The 17,975-nt window shown below is 42.8% G+C and carries 9 protein-coding genes; 6 read left to right on the top strand and 3 right to left on the bottom strand.

Going from position 1 to position 17,975, the window contains the following annotated elements; all coding sequences use genetic code 11:
* Positions 1–31: 31 nt before the first annotated feature.
* Entirely contained in the window at positions 32–5,812 is a 5,781-nt protein-coding gene (locus G7Y45_RS07075; protein ID WP_165017945.1) for an alpha-2-macroglobulin family protein, read from the bottom strand.
* A gap of 224 nt (positions 5,813–6,036) precedes the next feature.
* Here G7Y45_RS07075 and G7Y45_RS07070 point away from each other — a divergent pair, with 224 nt between their 5' ends.
* Genes G7Y45_RS07070 through G7Y45_RS07055 form a run of 4 tightly spaced genes read left to right on the top strand, consistent with a single transcriptional unit; the run spans position 6,037 to position 12,385 of the window.
* The gene (locus G7Y45_RS07070) at positions 6,037–6,777 is read left to right on the top strand and encodes a hypothetical protein (RefSeq protein WP_005818350.1); all 741 of its coding nucleotides are present in this window, start codon (positions 6,037–6,039) and stop codon (positions 6,775–6,777) included.
* Positions 6,774–9,524, top strand: coding sequence for a TonB-dependent receptor domain-containing protein (locus tag G7Y45_RS07065; RefSeq protein WP_165017941.1), 2,751 nt, complete (start codon positions 6,774–6,776; stop codon positions 9,522–9,524). Before G7Y45_RS07070 ends, G7Y45_RS07065 begins: the two co-directional genes overlap by 4 nt.
* A 4-nt stretch (positions 9,525–9,528) precedes the next feature.
* Positions 9,529–10,680, top strand: a complete 1,152-nt coding sequence (locus G7Y45_RS07060; RefSeq protein ID WP_022012227.1) for a DUF4249 domain-containing protein — start codon at positions 9,529–9,531, stop codon at positions 10,678–10,680.
* Between the two features lie 22 nt (positions 10,681–10,702).
* Positions 10,703–12,385: a hypothetical protein gene (locus G7Y45_RS07055; RefSeq protein WP_165017938.1), complete on the top strand. Its 1,683-nt coding sequence runs from the start codon at positions 10,703–10,705 to the stop codon at positions 12,383–12,385.
* Between the two features lie 629 nt (positions 12,386–13,014).
* Here G7Y45_RS07055 and G7Y45_RS07050 read toward each other — a convergent pair.
* Positions 13,015–14,472, bottom strand: coding sequence for an aminoacyl-histidine dipeptidase (locus G7Y45_RS07050; RefSeq protein ID WP_005810418.1), 1,458 nt, complete (start codon positions 14,470–14,472; stop codon positions 13,015–13,017).
* A gap of 204 nt (positions 14,473–14,676) precedes the next feature.
* Positions 14,677–15,678: a lysylphosphatidylglycerol synthase transmembrane domain-containing protein gene (locus tag G7Y45_RS07045; RefSeq protein WP_005810420.1), complete on the bottom strand. Its 1,002-nt coding sequence runs from the start codon at positions 15,676–15,678 to the stop codon at positions 14,677–14,679.
* 49 nt (positions 15,679–15,727) lie between these two features.
* Here G7Y45_RS07045 and rsmA point away from each other — a divergent pair, with 49 nt between their 5' ends.
* The gene (gene rsmA, locus G7Y45_RS07040; protein WP_005810421.1) at positions 15,728–16,570 is read left to right on the top strand and encodes a 16S rRNA (adenine(1518)-N(6)/adenine(1519)-N(6))-dimethyltransferase RsmA; all 843 of its coding nucleotides are present in this window, start codon (positions 15,728–15,730) and stop codon (positions 16,568–16,570) included.
* Between the two features lie 61 nt (positions 16,571–16,631).
* Entirely contained in the window at positions 16,632–17,972 is a 1,341-nt protein-coding gene (mgtE, locus tag G7Y45_RS07035; protein ID WP_005775486.1) for a magnesium transporter, read from the top strand.
* Positions 17,973–17,975: the final 3 nt, after the last annotated feature.

Raw genomic sequence — 17,975 nt, 5'->3', positions numbered from 1 at the left:
GACACACCCTCCTGAAAATATTTAATTTTATTTATTGAGATATGTTACAGCGAAACGAAGCTGAGTGGGCTGCATATTCGGGTGCATAGGCACTCTGAATAGTAGCAATTCCTGTTTCGTAACTTCCTGCACGATCGACACGGTAACTATACTCTAAAACATAAGTTCCTTTATTTAAGGTATCGAAAAAGAAATCAGTTGAAGCATCTTTTACTGCTACATAACAACCGACATCACCAACATTGCGATATCCGGACAGGACTTCAATCGGTTCGAGACAGGCAGCCCGCTGGTCTTTCAACTGTATAAAATCCATCGTACGATCAAGACGGACAGTCAGACGGACTACCACTTTATCACCAACCTTTAACTGAGTTTTACCAATAATCGGTTGCAACTGACGATTGTTATGAGCAATCGTTTCCACATATAATTTCTTATCTACATCCAGACCGCTCCCTTGGCGAACTACTTTATCAAGACTCTCTTCAAACTGTGCATATACTGCTCCCCAGGCAATACCCGGATCTCGTTTTTCAACAATAATCTCAGCGGCATCTACGGTCTTTCTGTCCGTAAAAGTCTTTTTGATATAACCTAACCCCGGAACAGTCGTCTTAGCAGGACTTATCGTTTCCAACACTTCATTGCCAAGAACAATACGGACATCTCCTTGATTATCCAGTAAATTAGTTCCATTGTAAAGCAGAGCATAAACAGCATCTGCAGTAGCTACCGGAGAATCCCATTGCTGGGTCTGTTTCTGCTTTAAAAGCCACATTTTCATTTCTTCAACAACCTGTGCATCCTCTCCCACTCGTTCAAAAGCTTCCATTACATCCACATGGGCAGGTACTTTCAGGTTATTCCAAGTATATGGACTGTCGGCTGTATCAAAAAACATACCCTGGTCATCTGTCCGAGTGAGATATTCTTTAAGGGATGCCATAAACTCCTGAGCCTCTTTCACCTTGCCTACTTTCTGCAAGATAATGGCCGACCAAGCTTTTTCGGTTACAGACTGCTGAGACAATGACGGAGCTACTCTCGAAAGGAAATAGGTATATGCTTCTTTCATGGATGCCGGCACTTTTTCGTCAGAAATAGCAACCAGATAGAGATACTTTAATGCACTTCGTGAAATTCCTTGTGATTTACTGCCGTTTTTTTCGGCTTCACGAATAGAACGATATTCCTGTAAGGCCTCTTTATGAAGATAGTTGAAAGCCGACCGTTGCATATTCAAGGCTGCGCCTTCCAATGGTTTTCCTGTAAGCAGGGCTATACGTGCATTCTGCTCCACAATAAAATCGGTAACAAAAAGACTACCGTTCATTCCTTTATACCAACTCCACGAACCATCAGGTAATTGGAGTTCCTGTAGTTTCAGTAAGGCTGCTGCATTATTATTACGGATATTATTCAAATCGAATAGAGTGGCAATGCGTTCTTTTTGTTCGCTTTCCGAGGTAGCTTCCATCACCCAGGGAGATTCGGAAAGAAGGATATTCTTCACTTCCTGATTCTTTTGCAAATTACTCAGGAAAGTTTCTTTGGTGCCTCCCCCGAGTTTCCAACTGTCAAAAATAGCTCGAATACGTGGTTGGGCATTCATTATGTAAGAGGCCATTGTGTTGGCATACCAGGAAGTAGCCCATGAAATGGCATCATCATTTCTGGGTTGCGACAACGCTGGCAATGCTTGTACGGCATACCAAGCCGGATTGGCAGTAAATTCAACGGTTAAACGCCGGTTGGTTGCAGTCTTGCTATGATGATTGAAAAGGTCTGCTAAAGAGAAAGTACGCGTTTGTTCACCACGGACAGGCATAGGCAAGGTCTCTGTCAGATTCTCTTTATTGCTGAGAACCGGAAGCAGGTGTTGTTCACCATCGCTGAAATTGCCTCCTTCGGCTATCATCCGGCACCCCAGAACTTCATATTTATCAGTAACCGTAAACAGGAAATCCACCCCGACAGTCTGTCCGGGCCCGGCATTAAATTTCTTTTGCTGGGTAGATATCACCTGATCCGTCATAGGATTGAAAAGCACAAGTTTCACTGTACCCGACATGCTTTTACCTGTGAGATTGCTAACAGAAGCAGCGATGGAAGTATGGTCTCCCACCCGGACAAACCGCGGCAGATTTGGGGTAAGCATAAACTCTTTACTGGTAACAGCAGTAGCATTTATCTGACCCGTCATCATATTCTGTGTGTGGGCATAACCACGGAAATTCCAGGTCGTAAGGCTTTGCGGCATACGGAAAGAGAAGCTGACCTCACCCTGAGCATTAGTATGAAGTTGCGGATAGAAAAAAGCTGTTTCAGCAAAGTTGGTACGTAACTCTATATCTGCAGCCCTATTCACTGCCGAATGGTCTGCCTGATTTACAGCCCCCGCGTCTTGTGAAACAGAAATCATTTCGGATTCAAAAAGAACATCGTCTGCGGCCTCGCTTTTCATTTGTTGTTTCATAGCTCCCATTCCACGCATACGAGCATAACGGGTAACCGGAGCGGCATCATTGGTTATCGACAACACCTCGGCAACAGCATATCCGACAGGAGGTAATACAAAATGATCGTAACTGAAAGAAGGTACTTTCAAACTACGCTGACGGAAACCAAAATAGAAATAGTTCGAATCTGCATAGTCCCTCCTCCAATGGGAAACAGGAACGGAAAGATGATAATATAGCTGCAGAGACTGGTCAGCTTTCCAGATTTTATCCAGTGAAGCATCGTACATGGTAGCCAACATCTCGGCCAAAACCGGTGATCCTTGTGGATTCCGGATCGTCAGCTTCCATTCCTCTTCCTGTCCGGGACGTAATTTGTCACGGAATACATCCCAGCGTATATTCAAAGTATAATCGGGCAAACGCTTTGTCAGACTTACTTCCTGTTCGTAAACTATTCCTTTACGAACAAATGCAAAAGTAATGCCCAAACCATTTCCATAAGCCTCCCGATAAGGGTACTCAAAACGGACAAGCGAATCGGACAAATGAAGAAGTTTGCTCTCCAGATGCTTGTTACCACTGAATACATCCATAAGTACATAAGCATCCTTTTCGGAAGTTCCAAAGTAGAATAGTGCAGGATGTTCTGCATCAAACCGGGTATTTACCTCATAATACCATAAAGGCATGGACACCGGTGGACGTTTATCATTCAAAGCGAAAAGGATCACAACCTTTTCCGTTTCTGATTTACGTCCCTGGGCATCCGTCACAGAAGCTACAAGTTTATAAGCACCGGAAGGTAGTGTTTTCCAGTCGGACAATAACGTCTCTTCATTGGATCTGAACGAACCTGAAAGGATTGCCTGAGCAGAAACCTTCTGATCTTTCACAGCTTTGGATTCCTCATAACCTGAAATAGAGAACAATTGGTAACTGCCTTCGACGGCAACCGGTTTACGTTCCAGATTATTTACCTGAAAAGTAGCTTTTATGGAATCGTCTTTACAGATAAGTCCGTTTATATCGGCAAATAGCAGCAAGGAAGTCTTTCCGGCCCGCAGGCTGATTTCCGAAGTCTGCGTTTCGCCCGCAACATTCGTGACCGAGACCTGTACTTTATAGTCATAATAGGAAGAAGTGTCATCACCATCGTCAAGGTCGGAGCCTGAAGTATCGGGTTTCAGGTCAACAGGGAGCTCAAAATTTCCATCTGCCCCCAGACGCACGGTGTCAGAAGCCAATATGACGGGATTCACTCCCCACATCCGCCAGGAACAAAGGGAACGGGTTATGGTATAAGTAACCGGAATATCCTGTAAAGGCACACCGCTGAAAGTCTTGACATTCCCTTTCAATTCGACACGGTCCCCTAAACGATAACTTTCAGTCACCGGCTCAAATGTAATGTCAAATGTAGGACGTTTATAATCTTCCACCCTAATGGTACGGAAACCGTTTTGAGTATTCAGGCTGAAAATGCCGTTCAAACAAACGGATGGTAATACGAATTCAGCAGTAAAAGAACCGAAATCACCGGTACGCAGCTTCTTTATACCCACTTCCTGCCCATTGGCATCTGTAAGTGTCAGTGTATATTCTCGCCCGGCAAGCACATGGGCAGAATCCGGGTATTGTTCATAGGCAATTCCTTTCACATAGACAGTCTGTCCCGGACGGTAAAGAGAACGATCGGTAAGCAAAGTTACGGCAGAAACCGGCTTTGTATCATCTGTAAAGTTATAATTCCCACCCCATAAATAGATTTGCGGCATAGCCGTATCGGCTCCTTTGGCAGCCGTCAGGTATCTGTACTCTCCTGATGAAGCAAACTGTGCTTTCCCTTCAGCATTAGTGGTAGCGGTCAGAAGCTGTTTGTTCTGTCGGTCGAAGACTGAAAGCAGAACCCCCTCTATAGGCTTCCCACTCATATCATCGAGTACAGCTACCTCACTTAGCTTGGAAGGCAAAGAGCGGGTCAGCACTTTGAAGCGGGTGGAAGACAGAAACTTCGCAGAATTAGAACGAACCTCAGCATCCGGAACAATACGGAGGGCATAGAGGCCTGTTTCAGGAGCTTTCATATGAAATATAGAGTCTTGCATTTTATAGTCACCAGACGGGAAAAGGACATAATGCACCGACGAAAGCAAGCGCCCATATTTCTTTAAGAATGTTTCATCAGGTACTTCCACTGCATTGGGGCGAACCGGCAAATTGATCGCATACAACTGAACTGCGAAACTCTTCAGATTCTTAAAACTGACTTTCAAGTCGAATTCCTCACCGGGATAAACCGCTGACGGGGTCTGCACTGTAAAATCCGGGCTCAGGATATCCTGCTTCAGCTCTCTCAAGGCATTAATACGGTGATAAGCCGGATAGCGGGAAATAGCCTCATCACACAATTGCAATCCGGAAGCAGGTACACCGGCATTCACCGCCTCCTGGGCCTTAAGTAAATAAACCTCGGCACAAATGTCACGTGACTGGTTCTCGGCAATCAGTTTATTCAATGCTGCCAGATAAGGATCTTGCGTCAGCCCGATTCTACCTTCGGGAGCATGATAAGGACGAAAACCGGGATCGGTGCGCCTTTTCCACTGCAGATAATCCAAGTTAGTAAGCAACAGAGCGTCCGGATTATCGGTCCGGCGATATGAATCCATCATGTGTCGATAAATCCCTTCGATACGTGCATTTATCAGAGAATCACTGCCCAACCCGGATAAACTCTCTAATGAAGCAATGGCACGGGAAGCTAAAAGATGATACATATCATGATGATAATAATCACTTGTTACCCCCAGCTCGACAAAAGGAATGTAACTTCGGGATGAAGTATCGAGCAGTAACAAGGAATCCTGAAACGTTACGGCTGTTTCTGACATCACTTTCGTTACAAACTGATTTTTACTCCACTCCCGGATATCATTTGAGGGAGTCACTTCCTCCAAATCTGTACGGCGGTTTAGTTTCCAACGATTTTGAGAAGCATAATCGGCATACATACTGCCGATAAGCGAATGCAGAACCGCACGGTCCAGTGGCTTATCTGTAGTTTTCACCCACTGCTCTAATCCGTTCAACGACACATAGAAACTATCCGGAGTGATTTCTTCCCTGAATCTCATCTGCCAGACATAGGCTTTCAGCATTTGAGGAGAGTTCTTCTCAATTTCAGCTTTCTTATAAATTTCACCGGTCAACCGGACGATAGTCTCGGGCAGACTTTTCTGTTGGGCCTGCTCCACTTGCTTCCATAACTTATCGTATGATTGGGCATGTGTCCATGACATCATTCCCATAGAAAGTAACACGATAATACAAATTAGTCTAATCTTCATATCTTAAAAGTTTAAGTATCAATACATAATTAACAAAGTAACAAAATAAAGTTTAAAGATTTGTTCTTTTTCTTATAAAAAAAGAGAACAGATCGGGCATATTTCCATAACCAGCATGAGCAAAATTAAGGTCTTTTAACGCAAAACTGAAAACGACAAGACTTTTTCAGTTAACTTTGTAATCGCAACCATTAATCTAATCACAAACCAACACACAACATCTTATGAAAAACAGACATTACTTGAAGTATATGCTGGCGATTACCGCATTATTATTCAATGGAGAAGCAATCTACTCACAAACCCATCCGATAGAAAGTTATCTGAAAGCGGCAGGAGACCATGCAACCATTTATAATGGTGAAATAGAATTTACGTACAGTCTTGCTCAATACGAAAATCTCCCTTATTTTCAAAGTGACGAATTTACTTCCGGAGAGATCATCTTCAGAGGTAACCGGTATCCGGGTCTGGCCCTTCACCTGGATTTATACAAAGACCAACTTTCGGCTCTGAATCCCGGTAGCCGTCATAGCATTATTATTAATAACGAAGGAATCGAACAGGTAAAACTACACAATGCTACATTCATCTACTTCCGTCCAACGCCAAATACAAATCTGGACAAAGGATTTTACGAATTACTGCACAATGGAAAAGAATTGAGACTATTGGCACGCAAAAAATATTATATTGCTCATATCAGTGCGGAAAAAATAATAAAAACCGGCAAACACCAGACTGAATATTTCACGTACAAAGCAAAATATTATCTGGAGTACAACGGAGTATATTATTCCGTCAGTAACAAAAAGACGTTTGCCAGGATCTTTCCGGAACAGCGTAAACTGATAAACCGCTATGTACGAAAACAGAAGCTAAACTTCCGTCATGATACTGACGCCTCACTGACAGCCCTTACAAACTATTGTGAAGAATTGATAGCCCCCAAACAGACACGATGAAAAAGAATATATACCTATGGATGCTGCCCCTGTTATTCTGGTGGCCGCAACAAGCAGTGGCACAACAGCCGCTCTCACTTCCTGCCGACAGTATAACCATTGATACCCTACTGGAATCAATGGAGAAAAATACATCCTACAGAATTTATACTACCATTGACACCTCCTTCAAGGTATTGGTAAGAGGAAAGACTACGCCTTTACAGCAGTTGAAAGAAGCACTGGCACCGACACCCTATAAACTATCGGTATATGGGAACATTTTATTCGTGCTGAAAGAACAGGAGCTTATCACACTATTGCCTCCCACACTGACAGGCGAACCGGAAAAAGATGAAGGTTACTATGGGGATGTATATACTTATCTGAGAGACGAACCGGAAAAAGCATCTTCAGAAAACAAAGTATATAATGTAGGAGATGTACGGATCAAACAACGCCCCCGGAAAGCGACACTCAAAGGGCAAGTGACTAACTTTAAAACCGGTGAGCCCATGATCGGTATCAATCTGATTTTAAAGGACCCATGGATAGCGACAACAACAGACGCAAAGGGTAACTTTACCCTTGAGCTTCCTACCGGACATAAGCAATTGGACATAAAAGGACTGAATGTAAAAGATACGCGACGTCAAATCATGCTTTTCAGTGACGGAACACTCGATATAGAACTGGAAGAGAGTACACATATGCTGGACGAAGTAACCATTACTTCCGGACGCATACAGAATGTAAAGAGCACACAGCTGGGAGCTGAGACTTTGCGCCCTACACAGCTGAAAAATATCCCAATGGCTTTGGGGGAAGTGGACATTCTGAAGATGGTACAAGCCTTGCCGGGAGTAAAAACAGTAGGTGAAGCTTCAAGCGGATTCAACGTACGTGGCGGAGCTACCGACCAAAACCTGATTTTACTTAATGACGGAACCATTTATAACCCCAACCACTTATTTGGCTTCTTCGCCGCTTTCAATTCGGACATGGTGAAAGAGGCCGAAATATATAAAAGCAGCATCCCCGCACAATATGGCGGACGTATTTCGTCTATTCTGGATATCACCGGCAAAGAGGCCAATAAAGAAAAGTTCACAGGTTCGGCGGGTATCGGACTGGTGACAAGCAAACTGAATCTGGAGATTCCGGTCATCAAAGACAGGACATCTGTCTTACTAAGCGGACGTACTACATATTCCGACTGGATTATGAAACAGCTTCCGGAAAAAAGCGGTTACAAAGACGGCACCGCCGGTTTTTATGACCTGGGCGCCATTGTGGCACATAAGTTCAACGATAAACACAGCCTTAATATTTACGGATATTATAGCCATGACCGCTTTGCTTTCAACTCAAACGAAAAATACGGTTACAACAACCTTAATGCCTCAGCACGATGGAGGGCTGTATTTAATGAGAGACTGGTGGGATATTTCTCGGCCGGATACGATCACTACGACTACAATAACCGGGAAACAGTCAATGCCTCAAGCGCATATAAGCTATCGTTTGACATTAATCAATATTTCGTTAAGGCAGACTTTACAAACAAACTGACCGGCAATAATACATTAAACTTTGGTTTTAAATCAATGCTGTACAATATCAATTCGGGAACTTACGAACCTGAAGGAAGTGAATCACTGGTGAAAAAGGATGCTTTGCAAAAAGATAAAGCCCTGGAAACGGCGTTCTATTTGGGTGATGAATGGGAAATCACTCCCAAACTGTCTGTCAACGCAGGAATCCGCTATTCGCTATTCAATGCGTTAGGGCCACGTTCGTATTATAAATATGAACCGGGTACACTCCCGCACGAATCGACTATAACAGATACTATCACTGCCGGAGCAGGAAAAGTGATGAAAACCTATCACGGACCCGAATTCCGGCTATCCGCACGATACTCCTTCACGGATGATTTTTCAATTAAAGCAGGATTTAATTCGATGCGGCAATATATACATAAACTGTCGAATACTGTCATCATGTCGCCAACCGACACATGGAAACTAAGTGATGTCAACATTAAACCCCAAAAAGGTTGGCAAGCCGCGGCAGGACTTTACCTGAATTCTCCGAACGGTATCTGGGAATACTCAGTGGAAGGTTATTATAAGCGGATGTCCGATTATCTGGACTATCGCGGAGGAGCCAAACTGCTAATGAACCACCATATTGAAACTGATGTTATCAACACGCAAGGACACGCCTACGGTGTGGAACTGCAGGTAAAAAAACAGGTTGGAAAACTGAACGGTTGGATGAGTTATACCTATTCGCGTACTTTCTTGAGACAGAATGACAAACGGATCGAAAAACCTGTAAACAACGGTGACTGGTATCCAACGGAATATGATAAGCCTCATGATTTCAAGTTTGTAGGTAACTATAAATTTACGCACCGCTACAGTATGTCGATCAATGTGGACTACAGCACAGGACGTCCGACAACCATTCCTGCCGGACAATATTATGATGAGTCGACACAATCGATGCGGGCTTATTACACGGAACGAAACTCATACCGTATACCGGACTACTTTCGTACAGACATCTCTTTCAATATAGAGCCCAGCCATCACCTGACGCTACTAACGCATAGTTCTATTTCTATCGGAATATACAACGTCACCGGAAGAAAAAATGTTTATTCCATTTATTATGTGTCGGAAGAAGGTCAGATAAAGGGGTACCAGATGTCTATCTTCGGAGTGCCGATTCCTTTCATTACATATAACATAAAATTCTAACACCATGTTGAAATCAAAATATATTATCTATCTATTGCTACTCTGCCTGACAGGTTGTGTCTCCGAATTTAACGCACAACTTCCCACTTCCGACGAAGAACTGTTGGTAGTGACCGGCGACATCATTGCCAATACGGAAGTCGTATTTTCATTAAGTAAAAGTGTCCCACTGTCCGAAGAATCCCCGGAAAACTATCGAGACATTGAGGCCAAAATCATTGTAACCGGCAGTGACGGCTATCGGAGTAATCCCGGTAAGGCTATCGGAGAAGGCAAATATCAAATCAGCATCGGGGAATTACAGAACAACGTATCTTATGGAGTAGAAATAGAATATAATGGAGAGATTTATATCTCTTCTCCCTCCGAACCGATGGAAACTCCTGAAATAGACAGTGTTTCATGGATACAGCCCGTAAAAGAACAGCCACTGACCATCCGGGTATCTACACATGGTGATCCCGGAAAAACCCAATATTACATGTGGAATTACAAAGAAGACTGGGAGATTAGAGCTAATTACATGACAACTTGTTACTTCGATCCGGAAACAAACCGCATTTACGAGGACAGCAGTTACCCTACCTTCTATTGCTGGAAAAAAGAATTATCCAGAAATATATTGATCAGTTCAACCCAATCACTAAAAGAGAACCGGATCATAAACAATAAGCTGTTTGAAGCACCGGTAAAAGGAGATAGATTTACAGTGTTATACAGTGTACTGGTACAACAACGGACACTGAGTAAAGCAGGGTATGAATATTATCTGAATGTACAACAGCAAAATGAAGACATGGGAGGAATCTTTACTCCACAACCTTCCGAAGTTCAGGGAAATCTCAGTTGTACCACTCAGCCTGAGCGAAGAGCCATCGGCTATGTCGGGGTTTACAAAAACATAGTCGAAAAGAGAATCTATATTCGCCCCAATGACATAGAACGTCCTCCCCGATACACAGATTGCGAGGAACTGACGGACGATGATCTGAACGAAATGGGCTACAACACCTATCTGACAAGATATCTGGCTGGCTATCGTCCTGTTGGAACAGGTACACACATCGATAACTGGACGCTGCAAAGATGCACAGAATGTGAATATAACGGAGGAAACAAAAACAAACCTTCGTTCTGGCCCAATGATCACCAATAACTTAAAAAGAAAGGAGACAATCATGAAACGAATCTTCACACTATATCTCTTTGCATTGTTTTGTCTGATTTCACAGGCACAGGAAGAACTATACGAACGGGTGTATGTACATACGGACAAAACGTGTTATCTGGCCGGCGAAGAAGTTTGGATCAAGTTTTATACCACTGACACCCACTTCCAACCATCTTTTTTCAGCAAAGTGGGATACGTAGAAATATCAAATGCCGAACGCCCGCAGGCCCAGTTAAAATTAGCACTTGACAATGGCAGTGGTTCGGGAAAAATAAAGATTCCGGCTGATGCTCCCTCAGGTATTTACGAGTTAAGCGGATATACCCAATATATGAGAAATGAAGGGGAAAAAATCTTTTTTCGAAAGCAGATTGCCATAATCAACACTTTCCGGATTGCGGAATCTGACCCGATAACATTAGCCGATTCTACGGAAACATACCCGAAAGAAGTACCGGCTATGAACGGAAACATTCGTATAAACACTTCCCGGCCGTCGTATAGTATACGCCAACCTGTAGAATTGACCATCAATGGCCTGCCCGAAGAAGTATCCGACCTTATCGTTTCGGTAAGCCGTAATGATTCACTGGTCATACTTCCACATCACGAAGAATCTGTCTGGAGACAGCAAGTTACCAGTACGCCCGGCACATTCTCCGGTCAATGGGTACCGGAATATGAAGGACATATCATCCGCGGACAAATACAAACTCCCGAAGGAGAAACACTGAAACAGATACAGAATAAACATGTATCAGCAGACATCGCTTTTGTAGGTAAAGATATCCGGTATGTACAAGGACAAGTAGACGTTGAAGGGAATGCACGATTCTACACAAGCAATATATTTGGAATCAATGACATAGTGGCTGCCGCATGGGGAGCTAATGGAGAATCTTACCAAATGAATATTTTATCGCCTTTCTGTGAGAATCTGCCGAAAAATCTCCCCCAACTTAAACTCTATCGAAATAAAAAACGATTATTGGAAAGAAGCATAGGCATACAGCTACAACAAGTTGTCATGCTCGATTCTCTTGACCATGGTATCCCTCTGCAATCTTGTTACGGGCTCCAACCTTATCTGAACTACAATCTGGATGAATACACAAGATTCAGCACGATGACAGAAACCTTTGTAGAATTTGTACGTAGCGTGATAATACGCAAAGTGAATGGTAAACGCAGGCTAAAAGTACTCAAAGAGGGAGAAAAAAGATTCAATGTCGGAAATACATTAGTGTTATTGGATGGTGTTCCTATTCACGATCACGAAGATATTCTGAAGTATAACCCCAAATTGGTGAAAAAAATCGATATCTATAACAGCCGCTATGCTTTTAGCGGTGAAACATTCGAATGTATGATTTCCCTGACCACGCAAAAAGGAAACCTGCCTTCCATACAGTTAAGTGACGACTCGCAACTGACAGTATATGAATGTCCTCAATTGCCCGTTGCATTCAGCATGCCCGAGTACAAAAACGAAATTGACAGAAAATCACGCAAACCGGATTTCCGGCATACATTATACTGGAACCCCTCCGTAAAAACAGAAAAGGGAAAAGCTACCACACTCCTTTTTTACACATCCGACCTTGAAGGAGAATTTAAAGTAGTGGTGGAAGGCTTTACGCACCAAGGAGAAGCAATCCGAGGTGAAACGAGTTTTCGTGTAGGAGAATGACCCTCGCAGTCCAATGGGTGAAGTAACTCCCCAATAAAAAAAGTGGGGAACACTTTTATTTAGTGTATCCCCACTTCATCATTTCATTTCTGCCGGCTTCTCTTAAACATCTTTCCAGCAGATGCATTACTACTTTTTTCATTGCTTCAAATACTAATAATAATTACCTTAATTAATAAACACACATCGAAAACCTAAAGGAGAGAACGCTTAAAGCGTTACATATCCCCAGATGTTAGGATTGGCATTTGCCAAATTCTTTAATAAACTTCTTACAATCTTCATAATCTTTTTACCTAAAAAAACTGTTACCTAAAAACTATGTTATCCTAATTCTTATGTTTTACAGCACAAAAATAAGGCCTAAATAGATACGTTGTACTCAAAAAGGGAAGAAAAATATGTTTTAAAACATATTTCTTGATATATATCAAGAAAATCGGTTTCTATTGGCAATCATATGACAAAACCGGACATAAATAAAGTCAGAAAGGCAGGTTGCCATTGACAATTCTGCATTTGGATGACAAGTCGTCATGAAACAGGAAAACAAAAAGAGATCCTTAAAAAAGAAGAGAGGCAAACGCTTGTAACGCTTGCCCCTCATTCGTATATTCGCTGATGAACCTTTATTTAATCGGTGTCTGTTCTAACGTAGCAACCAGAAAATCATAGAATTTCTGCACAGTCGGAATCAAGGCTCTTTCATCAGGAGAGTGCGGTGAACGCAGTGTAGGGCCAAATGAAATCATATCCAGTCCAGGAATAATAGCCCCAATGATACCGCATTCCAACCCGGCATGAATAACTTTCACTTCCGGCTCTGTACCAAACTGCTTTTTATAAGATTCTTTCATTGCATGCAGAATCGGAGAATCGATGTCGGGTTGCCATCCGGAATATCCTCCCGTCATCTCCACTTTCATACCCGCCATAGAAAAGCAACATTCAAGGCTGGTAGTCAGACATTCTTTCATGCTGTCGCTGGAACTACGTGCCAGAATCTTGAAAGAAGCTTTTCCACCACCAATATTAATGATTGCCAGATTTGAAGAGGTTTCTACTGTATCGGGAATTGTAGGAATCATTCGCATCACACCATTCTGACAAGCAAAAATAGCATCGATCAGATTATCCTGAATCTCTTCAGGTACTTCTCCTGCAGGCAGTTCTACCCGCTCGGCAGTGAAGCTGATAGGAGTTTCGATTGCTTTATACTCTTCATTGAAAATATCTTCGCAATACTTCACTAAACCCAATAGTTCTTCTTCATTTTCAGCGGGGATAGTTACTACTGCATGGGCTTCACGAGGAATGGCATTCCGCATATTTCCACCTTCCCAAGTTGCCAGGCGAGCTTCATAACTTGCTACAGCTTCACGCACAAAACGTACCAGTAATTTGTTGGCATTGGCACGTCCCTGATTGATTTCCAGTCCGGAATGACCGCCACGAAGACCTTTCAAACTTACCTTAATGGCAATATCACCATCTTCCGGAGCCACTTCCTTATACTCAAGAGATGCGGTAACGTCCATACCACCGGCACAGCCGATATAAAGTTCACCTTCGTCTTCAGAATCGAGATTAAGCAGTATTTCTCCATTCACAGTACCCGGTTTCAGACCAAAAGCACCAAACATACCTGTTTCTTCATCCTTTGTAATCAAAGCTTCCAACGGTCCGTGTTTCAGATTCTGATCTTCAAGAACAGCCATGATAGCAGCTACTCCCAAACCATTATCGGCTCCAAGTGTAGTACCTTTAGCTTTCACCCATTCACCATCTATATAAGTTTCAATCGGATCTTTCTCAAAATCGTGAACAGTATCATTGTTTTTCTGTGGTACCATATCCATATGTGCCTGAAGGATTACTCCTTTTCTATTTTCCATCCCCGGAGTGGCAGGTTTACGGATAATCACATTGCCGGCTTCATCTACAAAGGTTTCCAAGCCGAGACCTTTACCGAAATTTACCAGAAACCCGGTAATTTTTTCCATATGTCCCGACGGACGCGGAATCTGCGTCAAAGAATAGAAATGCTTCCATACATTTTGTGGAGCTAAATCAAGAATTGTGCTCATAAATGAATTATTTATAGGTTTTAAATCAATTTCTAAAGGTCAAAGCTACTAAAAAGAATGGAAAAGAAAGAATTACCGGAAGAAATTCAAATAAAAAAAGTTCAAAAACCGGATTTACAGATTAAATATGTATAGCAAATAACACACATATTGTTTTAAGTCAGCAAAGCGCATTTCCTGAAACACAATTGTTATCAGCAAATATTATTTTCGTCGGAGAAAGGAAATAGCCGCCAACCCGTAAATGCCTAATAAAACGACCAATAAGGTTTGAATGCCATGAACGATCAATGCAAATATTCCGGCATCTGTCGCATTTACCCCATAAAGCATCATCATGGTGATCACTGCAAAATGCCACGGACCGGCCCCATTCGGAGTAGGAACAATTACGGCAAATGTTCCTCCGACAAACATGACCAATGCAGCAAGAAGTCCCAGATGTGCCGTAAAAGCAAAACAATAGAAAGTGAAATAAAAATGGAGAAAATAGCTGAGCCAAATCAAAAAGCTATAAAGCAGGAAAAGCGGAAGATTTTTCACATTCCGCAGTGACATAATGCCTTCACAAACATTCAGTACAACTCCTTTCACTTTCTCGAAAAAAGAAAGGGTACGAATCAAATAATAAAATAGCACAACAACTCCTATTCCACAAAACAGAATGATATAGAACCAAACAGACGTAAGTAAATGCATCAATGAAGGAATCTTCGTACCGGTTTGTTCAAGAAAGGTGACAAATACAGGCATTTGCAACAAAACCGTGACACCGGTAATCAAAAGAATAGTCAGTGTATCTACCAGACGTTCGGTTACCACAGTACCTAAAGATTTAGCAAAGGAAACATCATCGTATTTTGCAAGTATCCCACACCGGCTCACTTCCCCTACCCGCGGCACCACCAAACTGGCTGCATACGAAATGAAAATGGCATTGACGCAATCACTTCTTCGGGGAAACGCTCCCAAAGGTTCCAGCGTCTGACGCCAACGCCAACCACGAAACACTTGTGCCGATATGCCGAAAAGAAGTGAAAAAGCCATCCACCACCAGTTTGTGCCGTGTTGCAAAACCTCCGCGGCTTTTACAAAATCGAAGTCACGATAGACCCAATATAAGATAAAGCCTCCCAAAACCAATGGTAAGATAAGTTTCAGTGCCTTTTTTATTAGTTTCTTCATCCCTAATTCTTTATTCTTCATTTAAAAGAATTACCTTTGTCTGCTGCAAAAGTAGTTATTTAGTTGATAAATGAAATTAGTAAAGCCTAAAAAGTTTCTCGGGCAACACTTCCTGAAAGACCTGAAAGTGGCACAGGACATTGCCGATACAGTAGATACATTCCCCGAACTGCCGATTCTGGAAGTTGGGCCGGGAATGGGTGTGCTCACTCAGTTCCTTGTCAAAAAAGAACGGTTGGTAAAAGTGGTGGAGGTCGATTATGAATCAGTAGCCTATCTGCGAGAAGCCTATCCGTCACTGGAAGACAACATCATCGAGGATGACTTCCTGAAAATGAACCTGCAACGTTTATTTGACGGACATCCGTTCGTATTAACCGGAAACTATCCTTATAATATATCCAGCCAGATATTTTTCAAAATGTTGGATAACAAAGACCTGATTCCATGCTGTACAGGAATGATCCAAAAGGAAGTAGCCGAACGCATTGCGGCCGGGCCGGGCAGTAAAACATATGGCATTCTCAGCGTTCTGATACAAGCCTGGTATCGGGTAGAGTATCTTTTCACTGTAAGCGAACATGTGTTCAACCCACCTCCAAAAGTGAAGAGTGCAGTCATACGAATGACACGCAACGAGATACAAGACCTTGGTTGTGATCCGAAGCTATTCAAACAGGTAGTGAAAACTACTTTCAACCAGCGTCGAAAGACATTACGAAACTCCATCAAACCGATCTTGGGTAAAGATTGCCCGTTGACAGAAGACGCTCTATTCAACAAACGCCCTGAACAACTCTCGGTACAGGAGTTTATAGACCTGACAAACCGGGTGGAGCAAGCGCTGAAATCCCCGATAGAAGCAACTTCTCAAAAAGAAATTCCCAATGGGGAAGCCGGATTATCGGACTGAACAAACGTAGTATACTAAACGTGACTTCCTCGATTTACGGGAAGCAGGTAAGGATGTAATTATGAACGAAGAATACATTGACAACGTAAAAGAGCTTATCGGAGAAAAAGATGCCGATAAAGTAAAAGAGCTTCTTATCGATCTGCACCCTGCTGATATAGCGGAGTTGTGTAACGAATTGAATCCGGAAGAAGCCCGCTTCGTCTATCGATTACTTGATAATGAAACTGCCGCGGACGTACTTGTAGAAATGGACGAGGATGTTCGTAAAGAGTTTCTTGACATCCTGCCATCAGAAACCATTGCCAAACGTTTCGTTGACTATATGGATACGGACGATGCCGTAGATTTGATGCGCGAACTGGATGAAGACAAGCAGGAAGAGGTACTTTCGCACATTGAAGACATCGAACAGGCAGGAGACATTGTCGACCTGCTGAAATATGACGAAAATACCGCCGGTGGTTTGATGGGTACGGAAATGGTGACCGTCAACGAAAACTGGAGTATGCCCGAATGCCTGAAAGAAATGCGTCAACAGGCAGAAGAACTTGATGACATCTATTATGTATACGTGATAGACGATGACGAACGTCTCCGCGGAATATTTCCACTGAAAAAGATGATTACGTCACCCTCTGTATCCAAAGTAAAACATGTGATGCAGAAAGACCCTATCTCCGTACACGTAGACACACCTATCGATGAAGTGGCACAAATTATCGAAAAGTATGACTTGGTTGCTATCCCGGTTCTCGACAGCATCGGCCGGTTAGTAGGACAGATTACCGTCGACGACGTCATGGACGAGGTTCGTGAACAATCGGAGCGCGACTACCAATTGGCATCCGGTCTCTCGCAGGATGTAGAAACGGACGACAATGTACTTCGTCAGACTACAGCCCGCTTGCCCTGGCTATTAATCGGTATGATTGGCGGCATAGGTAACTCTATGATATTAGGTAATTTTGATTCTACTTTCGCCGCACATCCCGAAATGGCTCTTTACATACCGTTAATTGGCGGTACGGGTGGAAATGTGGGAACCCAGTCATCGGCACTTGTCGTACAAGGCTTGGCAAACAGTTCTCTCGATGCTAAAAACACGTTCAAGCAAGTCAGCAAAGAAGCTGTAGTTGCATTGATTAATGCCACAATCATCTCTTTACTGGTATATACCTATAATTTCATTCGTTTCGGTGCAACGGCCACTGTTACTTATTCGGTATCCATCAGCCTGTTTTCAGTAGTGATGTTTGCCTCCATCTTCGGTACTCTGGTTCCAATGACACTGGAAAAGATGAAAATAGATCCTGCTATAGCTACAGGGCCGTTTATTGCCATTACAAATGACATCATTGGCATGATGATGTACATGGGAATTACGGTGTTATTATCGTAAAAA

The sequence above is a fragment of the Bacteroides sp. ZJ-18 genome (assembly GCF_011038705.2).
GTDB classification, from domain to species: domain Bacteria; phylum Bacteroidota; class Bacteroidia; order Bacteroidales; family Bacteroidaceae; genus Bacteroides; species Bacteroides hominis.
This window is presented reverse-complemented; position numbering and strand designations above follow the sequence as displayed.

What these genes read in the sequence shown, in the direction of transcription:
- G7Y45_RS07075 (WP_165017945.1), bottom strand. Translation starts at nt 5,812, where the DNA reads ATGAAGATTAGACTAATTTGTATTATCGTGTTACTTTCTATGGGAATG.
- G7Y45_RS07070 (WP_005818350.1), top strand. Translation starts at nt 6,037, where the DNA reads ATGAAAAACAGACATTACTTGAAGTATATGCTGGCGATTACCGCATTA.
- G7Y45_RS07065 (WP_165017941.1), top strand. Translation starts at nt 6,774, where the DNA reads ATGAAAAAGAATATATACCTATGGATGCTGCCCCTGTTATTCTGGTGG.
- G7Y45_RS07060 (WP_022012227.1), top strand. Translation starts at nt 9,529, where the DNA reads ATGTTGAAATCAAAATATATTATCTATCTATTGCTACTCTGCCTGACA.
- G7Y45_RS07055 (WP_165017938.1), top strand. Translation starts at nt 10,703, where the DNA reads ATGAAACGAATCTTCACACTATATCTCTTTGCATTGTTTTGTCTGATT.
- G7Y45_RS07050 (WP_005810418.1), bottom strand. Translation starts at nt 14,472, where the DNA reads ATGAGCACAATTCTTGATTTAGCTCCACAAAATGTATGGAAGCATTTC.
- G7Y45_RS07045 (WP_005810420.1), bottom strand. Translation starts at nt 15,678, where the DNA reads ATGAAGAATAAAGAATTAGGGATGAAGAAACTAATAAAAAAGGCACTG.
- rsmA (WP_005810421.1), top strand. Translation starts at nt 15,728, where the DNA reads ATGAAATTAGTAAAGCCTAAAAAGTTTCTCGGGCAACACTTCCTGAAA.
- mgtE (WP_005775486.1), top strand. Translation starts at nt 16,632, where the DNA reads ATGAACGAAGAATACATTGACAACGTAAAAGAGCTTATCGGAGAAAAA.